At 64.1% G+C, this 17134-nt stretch carries 19 protein-coding genes and 1 tRNA gene; 9 read left to right on the top strand and 11 right to left on the bottom strand.

The window, feature by feature from the left end; genetic code table 11:
- Positions 1-35: 35 nt before the first annotated feature.
- From ASG07_RS12845 to ASG07_RS12855, 3 genes are all read left to right on the top strand, one after another.
- Positions 36-491 (top strand): M15 family metallopeptidase, encoded by a 456-nt coding sequence (locus tag ASG07_RS12845; protein ID WP_055847288.1) that lies wholly within the window; start codon positions 36-38, stop codon positions 489-491.
- A gap of 285 nt (positions 492-776) precedes the next feature.
- A complete protein-coding gene (locus ASG07_RS12850) occupies positions 777-1037 on the top strand; it encodes a hypothetical protein (RefSeq protein ID WP_156361870.1) in 261 nt (86 codons plus the stop codon).
- A 25-nt stretch (positions 1038-1062) separates the two neighbouring features.
- Positions 1063-2769 (top strand): hypothetical protein, encoded by a 1707-nt coding sequence (locus ASG07_RS12855; RefSeq protein WP_055847296.1) that lies wholly within the window; start codon positions 1063-1065, stop codon positions 2767-2769.
- A gap of 104 nt (positions 2770-2873) precedes the next feature.
- On the opposite strand, the gene ASG07_RS17290 is transcribed toward ASG07_RS12855, so the two are convergent.
- On the bottom strand, positions 2874-3647 hold the full coding sequence (locus ASG07_RS17290; protein ID WP_168377346.1) for a PEPxxWA-CTERM sorting domain-containing protein: 774 nt from the start codon (positions 3645-3647) through the stop codon (positions 2874-2876).
- Positions 3648-3854: 207 nt separating this feature from the next.
- On the opposite strand from ASG07_RS17290, the gene ASG07_RS12860 reads away from it, so the two are divergent.
- Together ASG07_RS12860 and ASG07_RS12865 are read left to right on the top strand one after the other, a co-directional pair.
- Positions 3855-4253, top strand: coding sequence for a hypothetical protein (locus ASG07_RS12860; protein WP_055847298.1), 399 nt, complete (start codon positions 3855-3857; stop codon positions 4251-4253).
- A 65-nt stretch (positions 4254-4318) separates the two neighbouring features.
- Entirely contained in the window at positions 4319-5305 is a 987-nt protein-coding gene (locus tag ASG07_RS12865) for a right-handed parallel beta-helix repeat-containing protein (protein ID WP_168377347.1), read from the top strand.
- Position 5306: 1 nt separating this feature from the next.
- Here the strand turns inward: ASG07_RS12865 and ASG07_RS12870 are convergent, their stop codons facing one another.
- From ASG07_RS12870 to ASG07_RS12895, 7 genes are all read right to left on the bottom strand, one after another.
- Positions 5307-5612, bottom strand: coding sequence for a hypothetical protein (locus tag ASG07_RS12870; protein WP_055847306.1), 306 nt, complete (start codon positions 5610-5612; stop codon positions 5307-5309).
- A gap of 7 nt (positions 5613-5619) precedes the next feature.
- Positions 5620-5826: a hypothetical protein gene (locus tag ASG07_RS12875; protein ID WP_055847309.1), complete on the bottom strand. Its 207-nt coding sequence runs from the start codon at positions 5824-5826 to the stop codon at positions 5620-5622.
- A 52-nt stretch (positions 5827-5878) separates the two neighbouring features.
- Positions 5879-6508: an SOS response-associated peptidase family protein gene (locus ASG07_RS12880; protein ID WP_055847311.1), complete on the bottom strand. Its 630-nt coding sequence runs from the start codon at positions 6506-6508 to the stop codon at positions 5879-5881.
- Positions 6508-6663: a hypothetical protein gene (locus ASG07_RS17295; protein WP_156361873.1), complete on the bottom strand. Its 156-nt coding sequence runs from the start codon at positions 6661-6663 to the stop codon at positions 6508-6510. The genes ASG07_RS12880 and ASG07_RS17295 overlap by 1 nt, the downstream gene beginning before the upstream one ends.
- A 524-nt stretch (positions 6664-7187) precedes the next feature.
- Entirely contained in the window at positions 7188-9215 is a 2028-nt protein-coding gene (locus ASG07_RS16990) for an NACHT domain-containing protein (protein WP_236694696.1), read from the bottom strand.
- Positions 9216-9308: 93 nt separating this feature from the next.
- Positions 9309-9758, bottom strand: coding sequence for a hypothetical protein (locus ASG07_RS12890; protein ID WP_055847317.1), 450 nt, complete (start codon positions 9756-9758; stop codon positions 9309-9311).
- Positions 9759-10179: 421 nt separating this feature from the next.
- Positions 10180-10256, bottom strand: a tRNA-Pro gene (locus ASG07_RS12895).
- Between the two features lie 89 nt (positions 10257-10345).
- Here ASG07_RS12895 and ASG07_RS12900 point away from each other — a divergent pair.
- Complete coding sequence (locus tag ASG07_RS12900) at positions 10346-10705, top strand: Rieske (2Fe-2S) protein (protein WP_055847319.1); 360 nt, start codon at positions 10346-10348, stop codon at positions 10703-10705.
- Here the strand turns inward: ASG07_RS12900 and ASG07_RS12905 are convergent.
- Positions 10695-11684 (bottom strand): polysaccharide deacetylase family protein, encoded by a 990-nt coding sequence (locus ASG07_RS12905; protein ID WP_055847322.1) that lies wholly within the window; start codon positions 11682-11684, stop codon positions 10695-10697. The genes ASG07_RS12900 and ASG07_RS12905 overlap by 11 nt on opposite strands.
- A complete protein-coding gene (locus tag ASG07_RS12910; RefSeq protein WP_236694678.1) occupies positions 11681-13441 on the bottom strand; it encodes a sensor histidine kinase in 1761 nt (586 codons plus the stop codon). Before ASG07_RS12910 ends, ASG07_RS12905 begins: the two co-directional genes overlap by 4 nt.
- A 164-nt stretch (positions 13442-13605) precedes the next feature.
- Between ASG07_RS12910 and ASG07_RS12915 the strand changes: the two genes are divergently transcribed.
- Positions 13606-14070 carry an Lrp/AsnC family transcriptional regulator gene (locus ASG07_RS12915; RefSeq protein ID WP_055847323.1) on the top strand — a complete coding sequence of 155 codons (465 nt, stop codon included), beginning with the start codon at positions 13606-13608 and terminating at the stop codon, positions 14068-14070.
- Positions 14071-14139: 69 nt separating this feature from the next.
- Here ASG07_RS12915 and ASG07_RS12920 read toward each other — a convergent pair whose 3' ends face one another.
- The gene (locus tag ASG07_RS12920) at positions 14140-15426 is read right to left on the bottom strand and encodes a hypothetical protein (RefSeq protein WP_055847324.1); all 1287 of its coding nucleotides are present in this window, start codon (positions 15424-15426) and stop codon (positions 14140-14142) included.
- Positions 15427-15633: 207 nt separating this feature from the next.
- Between ASG07_RS12920 and yaaA the strand changes: the two genes are divergently transcribed.
- Positions 15634-16374, top strand: coding sequence for a peroxide stress protein YaaA (yaaA, locus tag ASG07_RS12925; RefSeq protein ID WP_055847327.1), 741 nt, complete (start codon positions 15634-15636; stop codon positions 16372-16374).
- The gene (locus ASG07_RS12930) at positions 16371-17051 is read left to right on the top strand and encodes an SDR family NAD(P)-dependent oxidoreductase (protein WP_055847330.1); all 681 of its coding nucleotides are present in this window, start codon (positions 16371-16373) and stop codon (positions 17049-17051) included. The genes yaaA and ASG07_RS12930 overlap by 4 nt, the downstream gene beginning before the upstream one ends.
- The last annotated feature ends 83 nt before the right edge of the window (positions 17052-17134 follow it).

A 17134-nucleotide genomic window follows, 5' to 3' on the forward strand; every position in this document is an offset into this window, starting at 1 on the left:
CATAGGTTCCTGATCCACATCGAAAGGTATTGAACATGGCTGACAGCCGACGGCTGGAAGATCTGCACCCGCGCGTCCGCGGCATGGCCGAACGGCTGCTGGCGGACGCAAAGGCGGCAGGCATCCCGCTCACCGTAACGTTCACCCTGCGCTCGATGGAGACGCAGGCCGCGCTCTATGCGCAGGGCCGGACCAAGCCGGGCAAGGTCGTGACCAACGCGCGCGCCGGGTACAGCTTCCACAACTTCGGCCTGGCACTCGACGTTGTGCCGACCGAGCTGCTGAAGCTGCCGAACTGGGGCGACACGAAGGGGCACCAGAAGCGGACGGACGATCTCTGGCGGCAGGTCGGCGCGATCGGCAAGGCGATCGGCTTCCGCTGGGGTGGTGACTTCAAGTCGATCAAGGATCGGCCGCACTTCGAGTGGTCCGGTACGCTCGCGCTGGCAGACCTGCGCGCGGGCAAGAGCCCTGCTGTGGGGCAGGCGTGACGTGGGCGGCGGCTGGCGCACTTTTGCGCCGCTTCTGGCCGGCCATCCCGATCCTCGCGCTCGCGATCTGGGCGGCGCGTCTCGACAACTTGCGGGCCAGCCACAAGGCGGACCTCGCGGCATGCCAGTCCGCGCGGAAGGTCGACCACGCGAACGCCGAAGCCGCCGCGGCGAAGGCTGAAGCCGGCTGGGCGAAGCAGCAGGTCACCGCCGCACAAGCCCAGACCGATCGCGAGGCTGCCCGGCAGCCGATCATCGTCCGATCCACTGACACCGTGAGGGAATATGCCCAGACTGATGCTGGCCGCGCTGTGTGCCGCGGCGCTGACCGGGTGCGCTCGATCGACGCACTCGACGCTGAAATTGCCGACGCCGCCCGAGCCGCCAGCCTCCGCGCTGGTCGCGTGCAGTCCGACACCGCAGCACCGCCAGTCCGACGGTAGCGCGACCGCTGCCGACGACGACGCGACCATTCGCGACGGCCGGTTCGATCTCGGCTCCTGCGACGACAAGCGCCGGCTGCTGATCGACGCGTGGCCTCGCTGATCCCACTCGGAAAAGGAAGATTCACATGAAGACGATAAAGCTGTGGAGCGTGCGCTTCCCGGAACGTCCACCCATCCGCGTCTCGCTAGACGATGCGCTCGCATCTGCCTGCGTGCGCGCCGGCGTCGCTGCTCCCGTCGATCCCGCTGACGCGGGGCCGCTGTCGGCGGGCGGGCCGCTCAGCGCTGCAGATCCGACGCTCGTGACACTCGACGCCGGTTTCGGACGCGGGATGATCCGCATATCCCTGCCCTTGAGCGTCGTAGTCGTTGGTGGGACCCTCGGCTTGGTCGCCGGCGTCAACGCACCTGTGGCAGGTGGCGGCGGCACCCCAACGCCAACCCCGACCGCAACGACCTCATCGATGAGCCTGCGCAACTCGGCCGGTGGCAATTCCAACGGGACGCTCGGCGCCACCGGCACGATCACGACGCGCACTCGGGACGTGCCGTTCTTCGATTGGGCCAATCCACGTTTCGAATATTGGCAGGGGCAAACCGCCGCAACTAACGGCTCGCCGACCGAAATCGGGCTCGGCAACGGCATCTATATCCGCCACGCCCTCATCACCGGTGGACCGGACAAGTCGCTCGATCAGTCTGCCGCCACCATTACGCCGCCAACGCACGCCAAGGCCGCATCCTGCACCGCCGGCTACATCTGGAAACTGAACGGGCAGACGCCCACCGAAGCTGAATACGCGGCAGCGTGCGCCGCAGCCGGTGCAACCCGCCTCTCTGCCGATCAACAGCAGCTTTGGGTTCCCGACGGCTGGCGGGCGCTGTCCGATGCCGTGCCGCTAAGCGGGCTGAAAAACGTGCCCTATTACTGGGCCACCGAGTTCGTCGGCGTGCAGGGCGACAAGTACGCAACGACGACGGCCACGGCCGCCCGCAACGATCTCGCCGACGCGAGTTGGACGCTGGCAGGGCAGATCACGACCAAGAACTGGACCGGCCGGGGCGCTGGCTCCATTCCAGCGGCGATCATCTGGGCAGAAGCGCCAGCCGGCACCCCGTGCCTGGGCGCACCGGGCGACAGCATTGCCGACGCGCAGCTGGACGCGGCCGATGGCCAGACCGCAAAGGTCGGCGACGCTGATGGCGCGACCGGCTTTGTCATGCGCGCTGCCAGCACGGCGAAGATCCCGGCCGTTCGGATTACCCGTTTTGGCGACAACATGACGGCAATCTTCGCCGCCATCGATGCCGGGCAGACCGGCTATGCCCAGCGCGGGATCGCACTGCGGTACTGCACGCACATCTATTCCGAGATGGGCCATAACGATCGCGGGCAGGCTGGCATCATCGCCCTGATGCGGCGCTGGCACACCATGCTGCGGGGCTTCGCCCAGCCCGGTTGCCAGTCGGCACAGGGCACGCTGTTCCCGATCGCGACGTCGTCGAACGATTACATCGACGTTGCCGGCCAGACGGATACCAGCGGAGCCTATCAGTGGGCCGTCCTCGATCCCTATCTGCGGGGCGTGCTCAACTCCGCTGCGGGTGATCCGCACCGGGCGTTCATGACGGCGGATTGGCTCTACGCCCGGGCGGCTCTGCGCGGTTGGGAGGTACCGGCCATTCCCCGCAGGGTCTGGCCAGCGAACGGGCAGACCAGAGCATCGGGAACCGCACCCATGTTCGACAGCACCCACCCGCGCGGGCCGGTGCATATCGACGTAGCGATCGATCTCGCAGCGTTCCTAACCACGTGGATCATGCCCGCATGATCCACGCGCTCTTCGCCGCCCTGACACCGACCCGTCTGGCCACCCGTTTGACCGCAGGAGAAACTATGATCCACGCGGGACGATCCGAGCGCGGCCGGCACGGATCAGGCGACGGCCAACTGAAGGTGCGCCCGCCGCCTGCGTCGCATCACATAACCGACCGCGCCAAAGTTCATGACCATCATTGCCCAAGTTGCAGGCTCGGGAACTGCTGTCACGGACCAATCAAGGCCGGACGTGTAGTCCAAGTACGGTAAACCATAATAAAGGCCGCCCGCAAACGAACTTATATCAACTGATAGCTGATACCGGCCTGCGTCAAAATAGTGATTTTCCAAATCCACAAAGTCGGGATTGCTCCCGATAGATCCTGCCGAGTAGGTAATGTATTGAGCTATAACGTTCGTGTCTAAATTCTTAAGTCGCACATCATAGAAGCGAGAGCCGTCTATCAAAGTAAAAGGAGAGAATTTCATTTTGAACGCAGCGCTAGCGTCGAATGTCACGTCGCCACCGCCGCCCACGATGCCACCGTTGCTCGCAAACGCACCGTCGCTCGGAAATGGATTGCTGAGATTGAATGATCCCTCGTAGCCTATCCGACCCGAGGATGTGCCGGTCGAAACGTTGTATGCTCGGATCAGGGAGCTAACTGAGCCACCACCTCCGACTTGAACGCTCCCGGACGCAGATCCTGAAGAGCCACCATTTGAGAACGATGCCGTCGTCGTTCCGCCAGTCCACGAGCCGTCGGTATTATAATGGTCGATGGCGAAAGTACCCTCGATCTGGCCCCGAACGGCATATTGAAGCGATCGGATCGGCACGTCGGCGCCGACGTTTCCGAGTATCAAAGAAGCGGCAAGCAACGTAATCATCATTCCCCCCTGTCAGTGACGCGAGTCATAGTCATATCGGTAGAGCAATCAATCTGTTAGCAATCCGAATGCCCGTCCCCCGCCCTTACTTTTCGGCGCTAGCCTCTCAAACGAATTGCTAGCTGCTTCCAGCCGGGGCCGTCTGCCGGAAAGAAGTCGAGGAAGGCTGGTTGACCGTCGGTCGAGCGCTGCCTGCGATCGCATACCATGCTACGGGGATTCGCACGTCCCGGTTGCCAGTCGGCACAGGGCACGCTGTTCCCGATCACGACGTCGTCGAACGATTACATCGACGTTGCCGGTCAGACGGACACCAGCGGAGCCTATCAGTGGGCTGTCCTCGATCCCTATCTGCGGGGTGCGCTCAACCCCGCCGCGGGCGATCCGCACCGGGCATTCATGACGGCGGACTCGCTCTACGCGCGGGCAGCTCTGCGCGGTTGGGAGGTCCCGGCTATTCCCCGCAGGGTCTGGCCTGCGAACGGGCAGACCAAAACATCGGGGGGCGCGCCTGTGTTCGACAGCACCCACCCGCGCGGGCCGGTGCATATCGACGTAGCGAACGACCTCGCGCCCTTCCTGTCCACGTGGGTCGCAGCCGCATGATTTACGCGCTCCTCGCCGCCCTGAAACCGACCCGTCAGGCCACCCGTCCCAGCCCAGGAGAACCTATGATCCGGATCCTCATGATCGCGGCGCTGTCGCTGCTCGCCTCGCCGGCAGTCGCGGCCGATCTCACCGCCACACCTTCGACGTTCGCCGCGCAGCTGAAGAAGGCCACATGCGGCGACGTGGTGACCCTCCAGCCAGGCGAGTACGGCGCAGTCGCGCTCAGCAACTACAGCGCGCCGGGCGTCGCGGCCGAGGTGCCGGCGACAGACAAAGCCAAGGCGATTGCGGCCAAGTGTTCGGCCGCCAACCGGCTCGAGATCCGCGCGGAGGCGGGCACGTTCCGCACAATCACGCTGCGTGGGCTGCACGGCGTCAGCTGGTATGGCGGCGTAGTGTCCGCGCCGCTGGGCGTCGACACGCCCGGCGTGTCGATCGACAGCTCGCGCTTCGTCCGTGTCGCCGGCGTGACCGTCCGCGGCCACAAGGTCGGGATCACCGCCGTTCGCGGCAGCGACTACGAGATCGTCGGCAACCGCATGCAGGGTCTGCGCAGCGACGGCATCAACGTGACGATGGCGCAGCGCGTGCTGATCGAGGGCAATCAGGTGGTCGACACCCGCCCCATCCGGGCGACCTATGACGCCAGGGGCAAGCTGCTGGTCGACGGCGACCATTCGGACTGCATCCAGTTCTGGTCGACGGTTGGGAAGGCCCCCACGGCCGACCTGACGATCCGCAACAACTATTGCCGTGGCGAGATGCAGGGCATCGTGGCGTTCAATGCCGGCGCGGGCGGTCTGGACCGCATCCTGATCGAGCGAAACCTGCTCGACGGCCTCGAATACTGGAACGGCATCGTCATGTACGAGGCGCGGAACAGCGCGATCCGCAACAACATCGTCATGACAAAGCGGGGCGCGATCGCACGGAACAACGGCCAGCCGATCAAGACGTGGATCTATCTACGGTCCCCGGTCAACACCGTGGCCTGCGGGAACGACGTGCCGGCGATGCCGGGCGGCGAAGGCACGGGGGCGTGTAAGTAGATTATCGCCGCAGCCGCCTCGCCAGCTGTTTCCAGCCCCGCTCATCAGCCGGAAAGAAGTCGGGGACGGTCGGTTGACCATCAGTCGGGCGGGCGCTGCCGGCGATCGCGCCGCACTTGGTGCAGCGGAAATGCGTCAGGCAGCTCCCGCCGATCGCGTCGGGCCAGCGGTGGAGGCGGAACCACATGCACGCCGAGTGTGCGTCCACGATGCCGCGATGCGAGCAGTGGCCGTTGGCGCAGCTGAGTTGGATGTTCATGCCGAACCGGACGAAGTCCCAGAGGCGGTCGAACTTCTTGGCGCCCATCGCGCGATCAGTGCAGCCTTCGCCGTACGGACGCCTCGACAGCTTCGATGATCGAGCAGCACGCCCTCGCCTCTTCCTCCGTATCGCAGGCCACGAGGCGGTCTTCCAGCCAGCCGATTGCGGCCGGCGCCCCGACTTGGGCGATCAATGCGGCGGCAAGGGTGACCGCGTCGTCTCGCCGCATCGCGAATTGGGTGATCTCGGCGGTGAGCATGCTGCATCCCTGATTCGTGGAGCAGCCTTGTTCTACGTATGTTCTTCTCCGGTCAACCCGCCTTGCGCGTCGGAAACACCGGTCCGCGCACCGTCATCAGGTCGGCCGGATAAGGCTGCTGCAGCGCCAGCACGTCGTCATACGATCCCGACAGCCAGCGCTCGTGATCGTCAGGAGCGAGGATAGTGATCATCGCCTTGGGATGGATCGGCGCGACCAGCTCGTTCGGATCGCAGGTGACCATCGCAAAGTAGCGGGCGTCAGCGATGGCACGCCAGAAGCCGGCGATTGCGAACACCGGTTGGTCGGTGACGCTGAACCACATTTCGCCTTTGATCGGCTTGCCCTCGCCAGCCTGGTGCTTGTCCGGCGTCCACTCGGCAAACTCGGTCAGCGGGATCAGGCAACGGTTCTCCGGACGTTCGGCCAGCGCCTTCCACTGCTGCAGCTTCAGGTTGCGGACGTTCGTCATCGGCCAAGGTGCCTGCCCGGCGGTCACGTCCCAGATCATTGTGTCGACGCCGCGGCTTCCGCTCTCCTCGCGCACCACGTAGGCGCGGCTTTTGGGGAACAGTTCCTTCGGGTTGAAGCGGTTATCCATCGGCTTCGGCGTCAGCCAGTCGCCCCCGAACTTGGTGAACAGCGTCTCAGGCTCCCCCGCGAACCGCGCCCGGTTGCACATCAGATATCGAGGCCGCGGCGCTTGATCTCGGCGAGCAGGGCATCCGCTTCGGGATCGCCGACGTCGCCGGTCGTGCGCTCAAAAGCGCGGCGCAGGAACTCGTCGGTCATCATGCCAGCCGCCTTGGCTTCCGCATCGCTGCTGTCGTTGTCCATACCGCCAACCTACGCCTACCGATTGGTGAGAGTCTATGTGGCGTTTTCGGCCGCGAGCTGTTGCCCCTGCCCGCGTAAGCCATTGATCTGCATGACACCGGATTTCAGGCCTGTACGGGCAACCGGCGTTGATATCGCTCGATTTTACGGCTCCACGGCGAAAGCGTTGGGTGGTTGCCACAAGCGGACATGCGGTCGACAGCCGAGCGCTCGATGCGGATCACCAGTACTTTGGTCTAATGATCTTTTAAGAGTGACGGATTAGGGGGGGGCGGACGAGTTTTGTTGACGGCGGATGCGCTGTTGACGATGCTGCCCTAATGACTCGCTGCAGAAGGTGACTCGCTATGTCGACAATCCCCTATACCCTCCGCGAGAGGATGGATGGTCGATATGAAGTCTTGAAAAACGCTGTAGATAAACCAATCGCTGTATTCGACAGCCGCGCAAAAGCGCATTCCTACGTTATAAGGTACAAGGCCAGCGCCATTGGCCGGTCACCTACCCGCGGGAAGTAGCGGCGATCACCTCCAACTCGAAATAAACGCGCTAACCTCGTCCGCCATCGTTTCCGCGTCGACTAGTTTACCTAGAGCCGAACGCCCAAGGGCAGTTATGGAGACTAGTTGGTTTTTATCTACCTCTGACCACCCGAGCTGATTAAGGCGATCAACGAAGGCCCGGGCAAAGCGCGGGTCGACTTGCGCCTCGCCACGCTGCGTCAAGCCACGAAGTTGATTGTTCCGGTTCGTCGTCAGCTTTTCGCTGATTTTAGCAATAATCGGAAAGAGCCTGTGGTTAGAATAAATGTAGAAGTTGTCAATGTAATCGGTCGACGCTCCTGCAAATCGCAAGTACCCGATGGCATGCTTACCACTTAATACCGACTCCGCGCCATCTGCCGACTTCGCGATTATATCAATGTCCGGGTCTACTCCGATGAAATCGGCTCCGTCTAGGTTAGCATCGATGAAGTTACACTCGAACAACATCGACGACTTAAAGCTCACCCCCGTGAGATCCGAACCGGAGAAGTTTACACCATCAAGCACGGCCTCACTGAAATCGGAGCCGACAAGAGCCAATCCTGACAGATGTACGCCGGAAAGATCGCTGCCCGTCGCATCAATCGCCACGGTTTCGCCGTGAATGCTCGACGAAAGGTCCCAGTCTCGTAGCGTGACATTCGACAGACGGGCGACATTTCCTGTTCCCTCCGAAGTAATTTGCAAGAGACCAATCAGGGGACTGGCGGCATGTCGTCGGATAAGATCCCACATAAGAACAAGGTAAGGGCCGAGTGCAAAGCCATTCGCTCGAACCGGCCAAAGATCAGTTAGGCTATTTAACAGAGTGTTAGCGTCATCACCTGAGACTGAGCCTACAAACACCCGCATAGCTGCTGTAATTGGAACCCGTACCAGCATAGGAGACCGGCTAACGAGCGACTGAAGTACTACCTCAGCCACTAAAAATTCCCGCAACGAGTTGTGGGAAAATAGATATCCATCTTTGCCGCCCCCACTAACGCGCGTCAACGTGGCAGAGCTGCGCAACTCCTCAAAAAGCTCATCGCGCTTTGAGCGGCGCTCCTCTGGCTGCAACCGCCGCAACTCACCCTTGAATTCCTCTTCGATAATCGCGGCGAAGACTTCTTCATCCGCAACCTTAGCACCGCGAGCCGAAAGTGCTAAAGCAAGTGACTGAAGCGCCTTGCGACGTACAGGAGCAGCCAGTGACGTGCGTCCAGCATCACGCAACATCAGGCGATCAAGAATCATTCTGTATAGCTGCCATTCACTGTAAGCTTCTACAGAAACCGACCGTTCATCCTTTCGCAACTCATCTACGAGCTCAAGCAAGTACGTTATGATTACGGGCTTACCCGAAAGAGCCTGCCGTTTACCATTGTCCTCATCCCGGAACACACGCCGAAGGATGGACAAGATGATATCCTGCCCGCTCTTGTCTCTTGCTAGCTTACGTCGGACAAGTGCCTCCGTCTGTTCTGGCGTAAGATCCTGAAGCGAGCGCTCATAACGGGAGAGGACATACCGTTCGACAAGCTGATCGACCGCCCTTTCTTCGTTGATAAACGAGCGTTCTGATTGAGAAATATAATATTTATTTTGCTCTAGCGTAGAATAAAGCGCTTCGAAGACATTGAGTTCTTCGCTTTCCGTAAAATAATTCGGGCGACTTGTGATGATCCCTTTTGCACCATCCATTGAAAGGTCTGCTAATGCTTTCAGACATGCACGCCTTTCTCGCGCGTTAAGAAACTGCGCCATCTCGTCATAACCGTCTAGTAGAAGAACTACTCGGCCGGTTCTTATCAGATGCAATAAGAATTCGATTGATATATGCCCAAGATTGTTCGAATCGAGAAAATGATGAAGTAACCCCCGCGCGTCGAATTGCCGTGAGAAATTCCGCAGTTCTACCCGAATTGGGAGAGGCTTCGATGGGTCGTCGCGATATTCTTGAAGCCATCGATATTGGAGTACTTTTGTTAGAGACGTCTTACCCGTCCCGTACTCACCAAGAACAATGAGCCATTTTGCCTCATCAGGTGCGAAGCCTTTCCATTGCCCGAGCCATTTGGTTGCGTATTCTTTACCTTTTGTGTCACTAAATTGTGGCTCTTAATACGTAGCAACCAGCTGGCCGATTGGTTTGTCCGCCAAAATATGCTCGGCGTATTCGCCGAACTTTTCGAACCGTTGAAATAGCTGCTGATAAGTAAGCGTGGTCACGCCGCTCGCCGCAGCGCGCTCGTTGACGTCAGCGGTGAAACCGGTGGATGAAACGCAGAGGCATACGCTTCCAGGCGACTGCCGCTGAATTAAGATGAATTTGGTCACATCCTTGCCAAACTTCGCCGTCGAGACATACTCGATCGTCGCCTCTATATACAGCTTGGGCGCGAACGGATCACCCTTCGACTCCGCAACTAGATCGATCTGCGCACCATGAAGGTGGACGTCGTGGGTGACGCGATAGTTGTTCATTTCCAGGAGGCTTCCGATCGCTACCGGCAAGCTCTCAGCAGTGAAAGTACCCGTCTTCTCGCCGCTTATCGCTTCGGTCGCCATGCTGATCCTTCGCCCCCGCTGATTCGTTATCAGGCATGATCAGGGAGTCGCCGTGCGCTGGCAAGCGACAGAAAGAGTGGGCTTCCCGAGTGCGCAATCTGTGTTTGTAAGGAAGGCGCGCAACGTGCGGGATTGTCATTCGGTTAGACAGTCGTGTTGGCGCACCGCAGAACGCCATCGCACGAGCACCTCAGGTTGAACGCTGCGACTGAGCGGAAAACCGTGCATGTTGTGGCCCCGGTCGGGCCTCCGCATCGAGCTTGATTGGTCCGGAAAATATCCCATGCCGCTCAGCCAAGCCGCCGCCATAATCGGACACTCGCAAAGCGAAATATCACCTGCCTGAGCTCTCTCAAACTTGTGCTAGTGTAAACCGCCTGTAAACCGCCTCGGCGGTGCTATCGCGGAAATGGCGGAAAAGTGGTCGGGGAGACAGGATTCGAACCTGCGACATCCTGCTCCCAAAGCAGGCGCGCTACCGGACTGCGCCACTCCCCGACGCTGTTGTGGCCCTAGCCATCGTTGGACGCTGAACGCAAGCCGCTTCGTGGTTTGACAGCACCGGCGTGCATCGCCACCGCGGCGGGATGAGCGATGAAAGGGTGTTCGCGACGCCGCCGGGCGTGCGGCTGGGGCCGGTCGGGCTGATCGCGGACGGGGCGGCCCGGAACTTCGTGCTGCAGCTTCGCGCCGGCCGGTTTCACGGCTTCGTCGTGCGACGGGGCGATGCCGTACACGGCTATGTCGACCGCTGCCCGCATATGGGCCTGCCGCTGGCGCAGGAACTCGACCGGTATCTGACGCCCGATGCCGAGCTGATCGCGTGCAGTTGGCATTCCGCGCTGTTCGCGATCGAAACGGGCGAATGCGTCGGCGGGCCGTGCAAGGGGCAGAGATTGACGGCGTGGCCGGTCGCCGTCGCGGAGGGACAGATCGTCACGGCATAGCCGTGGCGAGAACCTCCGCCAGCGTCGTCGGCCTGACACCGCGCCGCTCGAGATGCGCCAGCACCAGGTCCCACCAGCGATGGAACGCCGTCAGATCGGCGGCATCGCGCACATAGGGCGTGTGTCCCGGTACCAGCGACGGAGAGTGGAACGACAGCGTCAGCAGCCGCACGCCGTCCGCCACTGCGCGATCAATCGCGGCGACGGCGGCGCGCACCGGCATATCCTCCGGCGTCAGGGCCACTCGCTGGAGCAGTCCGGTGCGCGCGAACGCGCCGCGGCCGTGACGACCCAGCAGGCGGTGCAGGCGGGCTCCCCCTGCCCTCGCGAAGCCGGTGAAGATCGTCGTCAGGGGCAGCTCCAGAATGTCTTCGCGGCGAAAGGCGTGGGGGCCGATGGCGGTGAAGTCCGGCCCGCCCTGCCCCGCGTAATCATAGCCGCTGCGCATCGAGCTGTCGGCGCGGTAGCCACGCGCCGCCAGCAATCGCAGCGTGCGTGGCCCGATGCCGTAGCGACCGGCCCGATAGGCGATCGGCGGCGTCCCGACCGCCGCCGTGATCGCATCGGTCAACCGGTCGAGCTTGGCCGCCTCCAGCGCCTCCGGCAGGGTGCCGGGATAGGCCGCCGCCGCCGCACCGGGTTCATCGAACGGCGGATTGACCCAGCCGTGGAGCTGGGCACCGACCGCCGAGCGGCCATCCGCCAGCATGGCGCGCAGCATCGGGCCGGCGGCCGGGTCCGTGGCGACCGGGTGATCGATGAGGCAGAGCAGCCCGATGTTGCGGTCCGCGAAGCGGCGATGCGTAGCCGGCAGTGCGGACAGCGCCGTCGTCGCGCGATGCGTCCGGTCGAGCGGCGCGGACCAGTCGAACTCCTCCTCCACGTCGACGGAGATCAGGAAGCGCGTGCCGAACATCGCGGGCCAGACGATCTGCTCGTCCGGGCGAGCGGCGGCAGGCCGGTACGGCGCGACGGTCACCGCAGTTCGGACGATGCCTGTTCCATGACATGGTCCTGAACCGCGGGCAGGCACAGCGTCAAGCAGTCGGTGGCGACGGTCAGCGATCCACCCATCTCGGCGGCGAGGTTGCGGACCAGCCGCAAGGTGAAGCCCGCGCCCAGCAACGGTCCGCCTGCCTCTTCGCCGAGATCGTCGAGGCTGAACAGCGCGTTGCCGACCAGATCGCCCAGCGCGCCCGGCCGGTCGATCACGATCGTCGCGACCGGCCCATCGGCATCCGTACGGATGCCGATCCGCTCTCCGGGAACCGTCGCCGCGACCAGCGTCGCGAGCAACCGCGCGACCACCCGCTCGACCGCCCGGTCGTCGGCCGCGATCAGCACGTCGTCGACGTCGAGTTCCAGCACCGCACCGCGCGTGGCGATCAGCGTCGCCAGATCCGCCGCGACCCGCTCGATCAGCGGGCGCAACGCGACGCTGGACGCACGCAGGTCGAGCGCGGAGCTTTCCAGCCGGGCCGCGGTGTCGAGATCGTCGATCGCCGCGATCAGGTCCGCCGCCTGCCGTCCGATCTGTTCCGCACGCTCGCGATAGGTTTCCGGTACCGGGCCGATCAGCTCGGCGGCGATCAGTTCCGAGAAGCCGGCGACGGCGTTGGCCGGCGTGCGGAGTTCATGGACGAGCTGGCGCAGCGAATCCGATGCGGCCGAGCGGCGCGGTTCGACGGGCGCAGCGCTTTCGTGGCGAAACGGCCGGCGTGCGGTGCCGGCGAACCCCGTGAAACGGCCCGTCGCGCGATCGAAGTCGGGCATTCCGGCGACGCGCCACGATCCGGCCGCATCACCGGCGCCCTCGACCTCCAGCCTGAGATCGATGAAGCGGGCCCGGCGGCGGAGCGACGCGGCGATGCCGGCATCGACCTTGACCATGCCCTGCTGTCCGGGCCGCGCCAGCGCGACGCCGACCAGCCCGGCCCGGCCGACGCCGTCGACCCAGCGAATGACACCGGCGGCATCGGTCAGGAAGCGGAATCCCGTCGGCGGCTCGACCGCGGGGACCGCGGCGGGGGTCGGGTGCTCCCGTCGGAAGGCGTCGATCCGCGCTACGATGTCGCTGATCGCGAAGCTCGGCTCGCCGTCGCCGTCGCCGTCGCCGGCGACCGTGCCCGCCGTCACGTCGTTCGCGGGCGGCTGCTCCGCCTGCCGCAAGGCCTCCGCGACCAGTGGCAGGCTGCGCGCGATGTCGCCCAATGCCATGAACGGGCTGGGCGACAGCGGCGCCCGGGGGACCGCTGGTGCTGCCGGAACGATTTCGGGCGCAGCGACTGCGGGCCGGTGGTCGACCAGCGTGAAATCGACGCTGCCGAAACTCTCCAGCGCGCGAACCGCCTCCGCCGGCAGATCGCGGCGGCCGCGCAGCACCGCGCGGCAGGGCGGCGTCAGACGCGCCATAAGCTCGGGCCATTCTCCGGCGTCGAGCTCCACCGCGCGCAAGACGGGAGCCGCCACCATCAGCTCGTCCTCCGCGAACAGCGCGACCAGACTGGCGGGAGGTCGGGCGAAGGCCAGCGCCCGGGCGCTGGCGGCACGCACGCCGACCGGAACCTCCGGACGCAGCATCCGCAATCGCGCCAGGACGGCGTCGTCCGTCCCGATCCGGCCGCGGCCCATCAGGTCCACGAGTTGCCGCCACGCCGCCGACGCGCCGAAACCCGTCGCCGTGCCGGCGGAAAGAACGGTGCGAAGGCTGTCGTCGAAGCGCAAATGCAGGTCCAAATGCCGTTGGAATGGGCTCGTAACGCTTCCTTAACGATGAAGCTGACGCTGCGGAACGGTCGATTTCGGTCCGTCACATTGTGGGACAATTGCGGTTGTTCGCAACATTATTATGGCTAGAGCTGATTTCATAACCCGAATCGAACGAACCACGGAGCATCCCAATGTTGGACCGTATCGACCGCCAGATCCTGTCCTTTTTACAGGCGGACGGTCGCATGACCAATGTGGAGCTCGCCGACCGCGTCGGGCTGACCGCACCGCCCTGCCTGCGCCGCGTGCGGGCACTGGAGGAAGCGGGGGCGATCCGCGGCTATCATGCCGATCTCGACGCGACGCGACTGGGCTTTCCAATTACGGTCTTCGCCATGGTGTCGCTACGCAGCCAGGCGGAGGCGGACCTGACCGCGTTCGAGAACCACGTCGCCGCCATCCCCGAAGTGCGCGAATGCCACATGCTCAACGGCGAGATCGACTTCATCCTGAAGATCGTCGCCGCGGACCTGAAGAGCTTTCAGGAATTGCTGACGACACAACTCACGCCGGCTCCGAACGTCGCCAGCGTCAAGACCTCGCTGACGATCCGCACCGCGAAGTCGGTCTCCGGCGTGCCGGTGCCGCAGGAATAACGCCCGACGCCTGATAAAAAGGGGACGGCGTCGCGGCCGCCCCCTCTTTCAAGCTACTGGCAGAACGGCTCAGGCGGTCGGCGCCGGAGCCTCCAGATACGCGGTCCAAAGCTGCGCGATGCCGGAGCGCGGCGCGCCCTTGACCGCCGCGAACGCCGCCTTGGCACCCTCGCGGTCGCCACCGCGGGCCAGCGCGATGCCCAGCCGGGTGTTGACCTCGTCGGCATCGACCCCGCCCTTGGTCAGCGCCAGCCGGTACAGTTCCGCCGCCTTGGTGTAGTTTTCCAAACCCAGATAACCGTCCGCCGTCGCCACGGCGATCTTGCCGTCCGCCGCCGCCGTCGCGCGCTTTTCCTGCGGAGCGATCGGGCCGTCCGCCTTGATCGACGTTGTCGCCGCCGCCAGCAGGTCCTTCGCCTGCGTATTGCCGGCCGGAATCTTGCCGTTCGCCATGCCTTCCTTCAGCACGGTCTGCGCCTCGTTCGGCAGACCGCGGCGCTGCACGTCGTCGGCATATTCCAGATAGTCGTTCTGGTCCGCCAGCGACTTCGTCAGGCGCATCAGACGGAACAGGTCGATCTTCTGCGGATCGGTCAGCTTGGCGATCGAGTTGCCCGAGAGGCCATAGGTCACGATCACGTCGCGCCAGTTCTTGGCGGTCGGATAGGCGGCGACGTAGCTGCGCAGCCAGTCGCCCGTCGTCGGCAGCTTCGCGGCGTTGGCGCGCGCGATGCCGTAGCGGAAATAATCCTCCGGCGGCTTCTGGCCGGCGGCGACCTGCGCCTTGATCGACTCTTGAAGGTCGGCGAGACCGCCCGCCACGTCGCCGCTGCTGACCTTCGCCTGCGTGATCTGCAGGTTCAGGTTCGGATCGGTGTAGCCGAGCTGCTTGGCCTGCGCGAAATACTGGAGCGCGACCGGATACTGCTTGCCGTTATAGGCCAGCGCACCGCGACGATAGGCGTACTTCGCCTTGTCGGCGGCCGGGGTCTGGGGATTCGCGATCAGCGCGTCGAGCGGACCGGCCAGCGCCGTCTCGTTCAGCGGCGCGTTGGGATTGGCGGTCTGCTGCTGAACCAGCTTCTGGTTCTCCATGTCGTAGCGCAGAGCGGCGGCGAGATACTTGTCGTCGTCGGTCTTCACCGCGGCGTCGACCTGCCCCAGCGCCGTCGCGGCGGCGGCGAAATCCTTCGCGGCGATCGCCGGCTGCGCGACCTGCGCGGCCTTGATGACCTCCGGGCTGTACTTCGGGCCGGCCTTCTCTTCCTTCTTCGCGGCGGTGGCAGGCACCGTCAGGGCGAGGCCGCTGACACCGGTCAGCGCCAGCGCGAGCGCGAATTTCGAGATCGTCTTCATCGGGAAAGTCTCTCCAATCGGGCGTTTAAGCCCCGTTGACCGTAATCTGCCGACCGGAACGGTCGCGTGGCAAGCGTCATTAACGATGCCGCTCCACCCCTTCAAGCAAGTGCGAGGATGTTGGTTCCTTCGCCGGTCCGCGCTGAACCGTGTTTGAACGCCGACCCGCCGATTGAACGCGCGGGCCGCGCCCGCTAACCGCCGGGGATGATCGCCGTCATCTCGCCCGCCAAGACCCTCGACTATGAAACGCCGCTGCCGGCGCTCACCCCGACCACGCCGCGCTTTGCGGAAGAGGCGAGCGCCCTCGCCCGGTCTGCGGCACGGCTGCCGCAGAAGCGGTTGCGCGAGTTGATGCACATCTCGCCCGCGCTGGCGAAGCTCAACGCAGACCGGTTCCGCGACTTCGCCGACGCGCCCGAACGACCGGCGCTCTATGCCTTTGCGGGCGACGTCTATACCGGGCTGGACGCGACGACGCTGGACGAGGCGGCGGTCGATTACGCGCAGCACCATCTGCGGATGCTGTCCGGTCTGTACGGTCTGCTCCGCCCGCTCGATGCCATGAAGCCGTACCGGCTGGAGATGGGCACGCGCTGGGCGCCGCGAAAGGCGAAGCTGACCGACTGGTGGCAGGGCCGGATCGCCGATGCGCTGGCGCAGGACCTGTCGGCGGAGGGATCGAACACCGTCCTGAATCTCGCCAGTCAGGAATATTGGGCGGCGGTCGACGGCAAGCTGCCCGCCGACGTCCGCGTCATCGCGGTCGATTTCCGCGATGGCGACCGCTTCGTCAGCTTTCACGCCAAGACGGCGCGGGGGATGATGGCACGCTGGCTGGTCGAACACCGCGTCGACGATGTCGAGGCGATGAAGGGCTTCGATACCGACGGTTATCGCTTCGTCGCCGCCGAGAGTGACGCGACCCGCTGGAGGTTCTCGCGATGACCGCGATCGTCGTGGGAGCGTCGGGCGGCATCGGCGCGGCGATGGTCGAGGCATTGCGCGAGGAGGATATCCTGGTCCGCGGTTTCGCCCGCAGCTTCACGGGCGCGGATCATCTCGACCTGATCGACGAGGCGAGCGTCGCCGCCGCCGCCGCATCGCTGACCACACCGCCGACGCTCGTATTCGTCGCCACCGGCCTGCTGCACGAGGACGAACGATCGCCGGAAAAGGGCCTTGCCGCGCTCGATGCCGGGTGGCTGATGCGGCAATATGCGATCAACACGATCGGCCCCGCCCTCGTCGCCAAGCACATGCTGCCGAAGATGCCGCGCACCGGCCGCTGCGTGTTCGCCGTGCTGTCCGCGCGGGTCGGCAGCATCGGCGACAACCGGCTTGGCGGCTGGTACGGCTACCGCATGGCGAAGGCGGCGCTCAACCAGTTCGTCCGCACCGCCGCGATCGAGGAAAAGCGCCGCAACGATCGCAGCATCGTCGTCGGCCTTCATCCCGGAACCGTCGACACCTCCCTGTCGAAACCGTTCCAGGGCAACGTCCGCGCCGACCAGCTCTTCACGCCGTCACGCGCGGCGGTGCAGTTGCTCGACGTGATCGACGCCCTGAAGGCACCGGATACCGGCAAGCTGCTCGACTGGGAGGGCAAGGAAGTCACGCCGTAGCGGACGCCGGCCTGCGTCCCTCTCGCACGCGCGCACGCGTGGACAATGGCTGCCGGACGACCTAGGACTGCCACACCCCTGTA

Origin of the sequence: Sphingomonas sp. Leaf343, assembly GCF_001423765.1 — a bacterium.
Taxonomy (GTDB): Bacteria; Pseudomonadota; Alphaproteobacteria; order Sphingomonadales; family Sphingomonadaceae; genus Sphingomonas.

What these genes read in the sequence shown, in the direction of transcription:
- ASG07_RS12845 (WP_055847288.1), top strand. Translation starts at nt 36, where the DNA reads ATGGCTGACAGCCGACGGCTGGAAGATCTGCACCCGCGCGTCCGCGGC.
- ASG07_RS12850 (WP_156361870.1), top strand. Translation starts at nt 777, where the DNA reads ATGCCCAGACTGATGCTGGCCGCGCTGTGTGCCGCGGCGCTGACCGGG.
- ASG07_RS17290 (WP_168377346.1), bottom strand. Translation starts at nt 3,647, where the DNA reads ATGATTACGTTGCTTGCCGCTTCTTTGATACTCGGAAACGTCGGCGCC.
- ASG07_RS12875 (WP_055847309.1), bottom strand. Translation starts at nt 5,826, where the DNA reads ATGCTCACCGCCGAGATCACCCAATTCGCGATGCGGCGAGACGACGCG.
- ASG07_RS12890 (WP_055847317.1), bottom strand. Translation starts at nt 9,758, where the DNA reads ATGGCGACCGAAGCGATAAGCGGCGAGAAGACGGGTACTTTCACTGCT.
- ASG07_RS12865 (WP_168377347.1), top strand. Translation starts at nt 4,319, where the DNA reads ATGATCCGGATCCTCATGATCGCGGCGCTGTCGCTGCTCGCCTCGCCG.
- ASG07_RS12870 (WP_055847306.1), bottom strand. Translation starts at nt 5,612, where the DNA reads ATGGGCGCCAAGAAGTTCGACCGCCTCTGGGACTTCGTCCGGTTCGGC.
- ASG07_RS12880 (WP_055847311.1), bottom strand. Translation starts at nt 6,508, where the DNA reads ATGTGCAACCGGGCGCGGTTCGCGGGGGAGCCTGAGACGCTGTTCACC.
- ASG07_RS12915 (WP_055847323.1), top strand. Translation starts at nt 13,606, where the DNA reads ATGTTGGACCGTATCGACCGCCAGATCCTGTCCTTTTTACAGGCGGAC.
- ASG07_RS17295 (WP_156361873.1), bottom strand. Translation starts at nt 6,663, where the DNA reads ATGGACAACGACAGCAGCGATGCGGAAGCCAAGGCGGCTGGCATGATG.
- ASG07_RS12855 (WP_055847296.1), top strand. Translation starts at nt 1,063, where the DNA reads ATGAAGACGATAAAGCTGTGGAGCGTGCGCTTCCCGGAACGTCCACCC.
- ASG07_RS12860 (WP_055847298.1), top strand. Translation starts at nt 3,855, where the DNA reads ATGCTACGGGGATTCGCACGTCCCGGTTGCCAGTCGGCACAGGGCACG.
- yaaA (WP_055847327.1), top strand. Translation starts at nt 15,634, where the DNA reads ATGATCGCCGTCATCTCGCCCGCCAAGACCCTCGACTATGAAACGCCG.
- ASG07_RS12930 (WP_055847330.1), top strand. Translation starts at nt 16,371, where the DNA reads ATGACCGCGATCGTCGTGGGAGCGTCGGGCGGCATCGGCGCGGCGATG.
- ASG07_RS12920 (WP_055847324.1), bottom strand. Translation starts at nt 15,426, where the DNA reads ATGAAGACGATCTCGAAATTCGCGCTCGCGCTGGCGCTGACCGGTGTC.
- ASG07_RS12900 (WP_055847319.1), top strand. Translation starts at nt 10,346, where the DNA reads ATGAGCGATGAAAGGGTGTTCGCGACGCCGCCGGGCGTGCGGCTGGGG.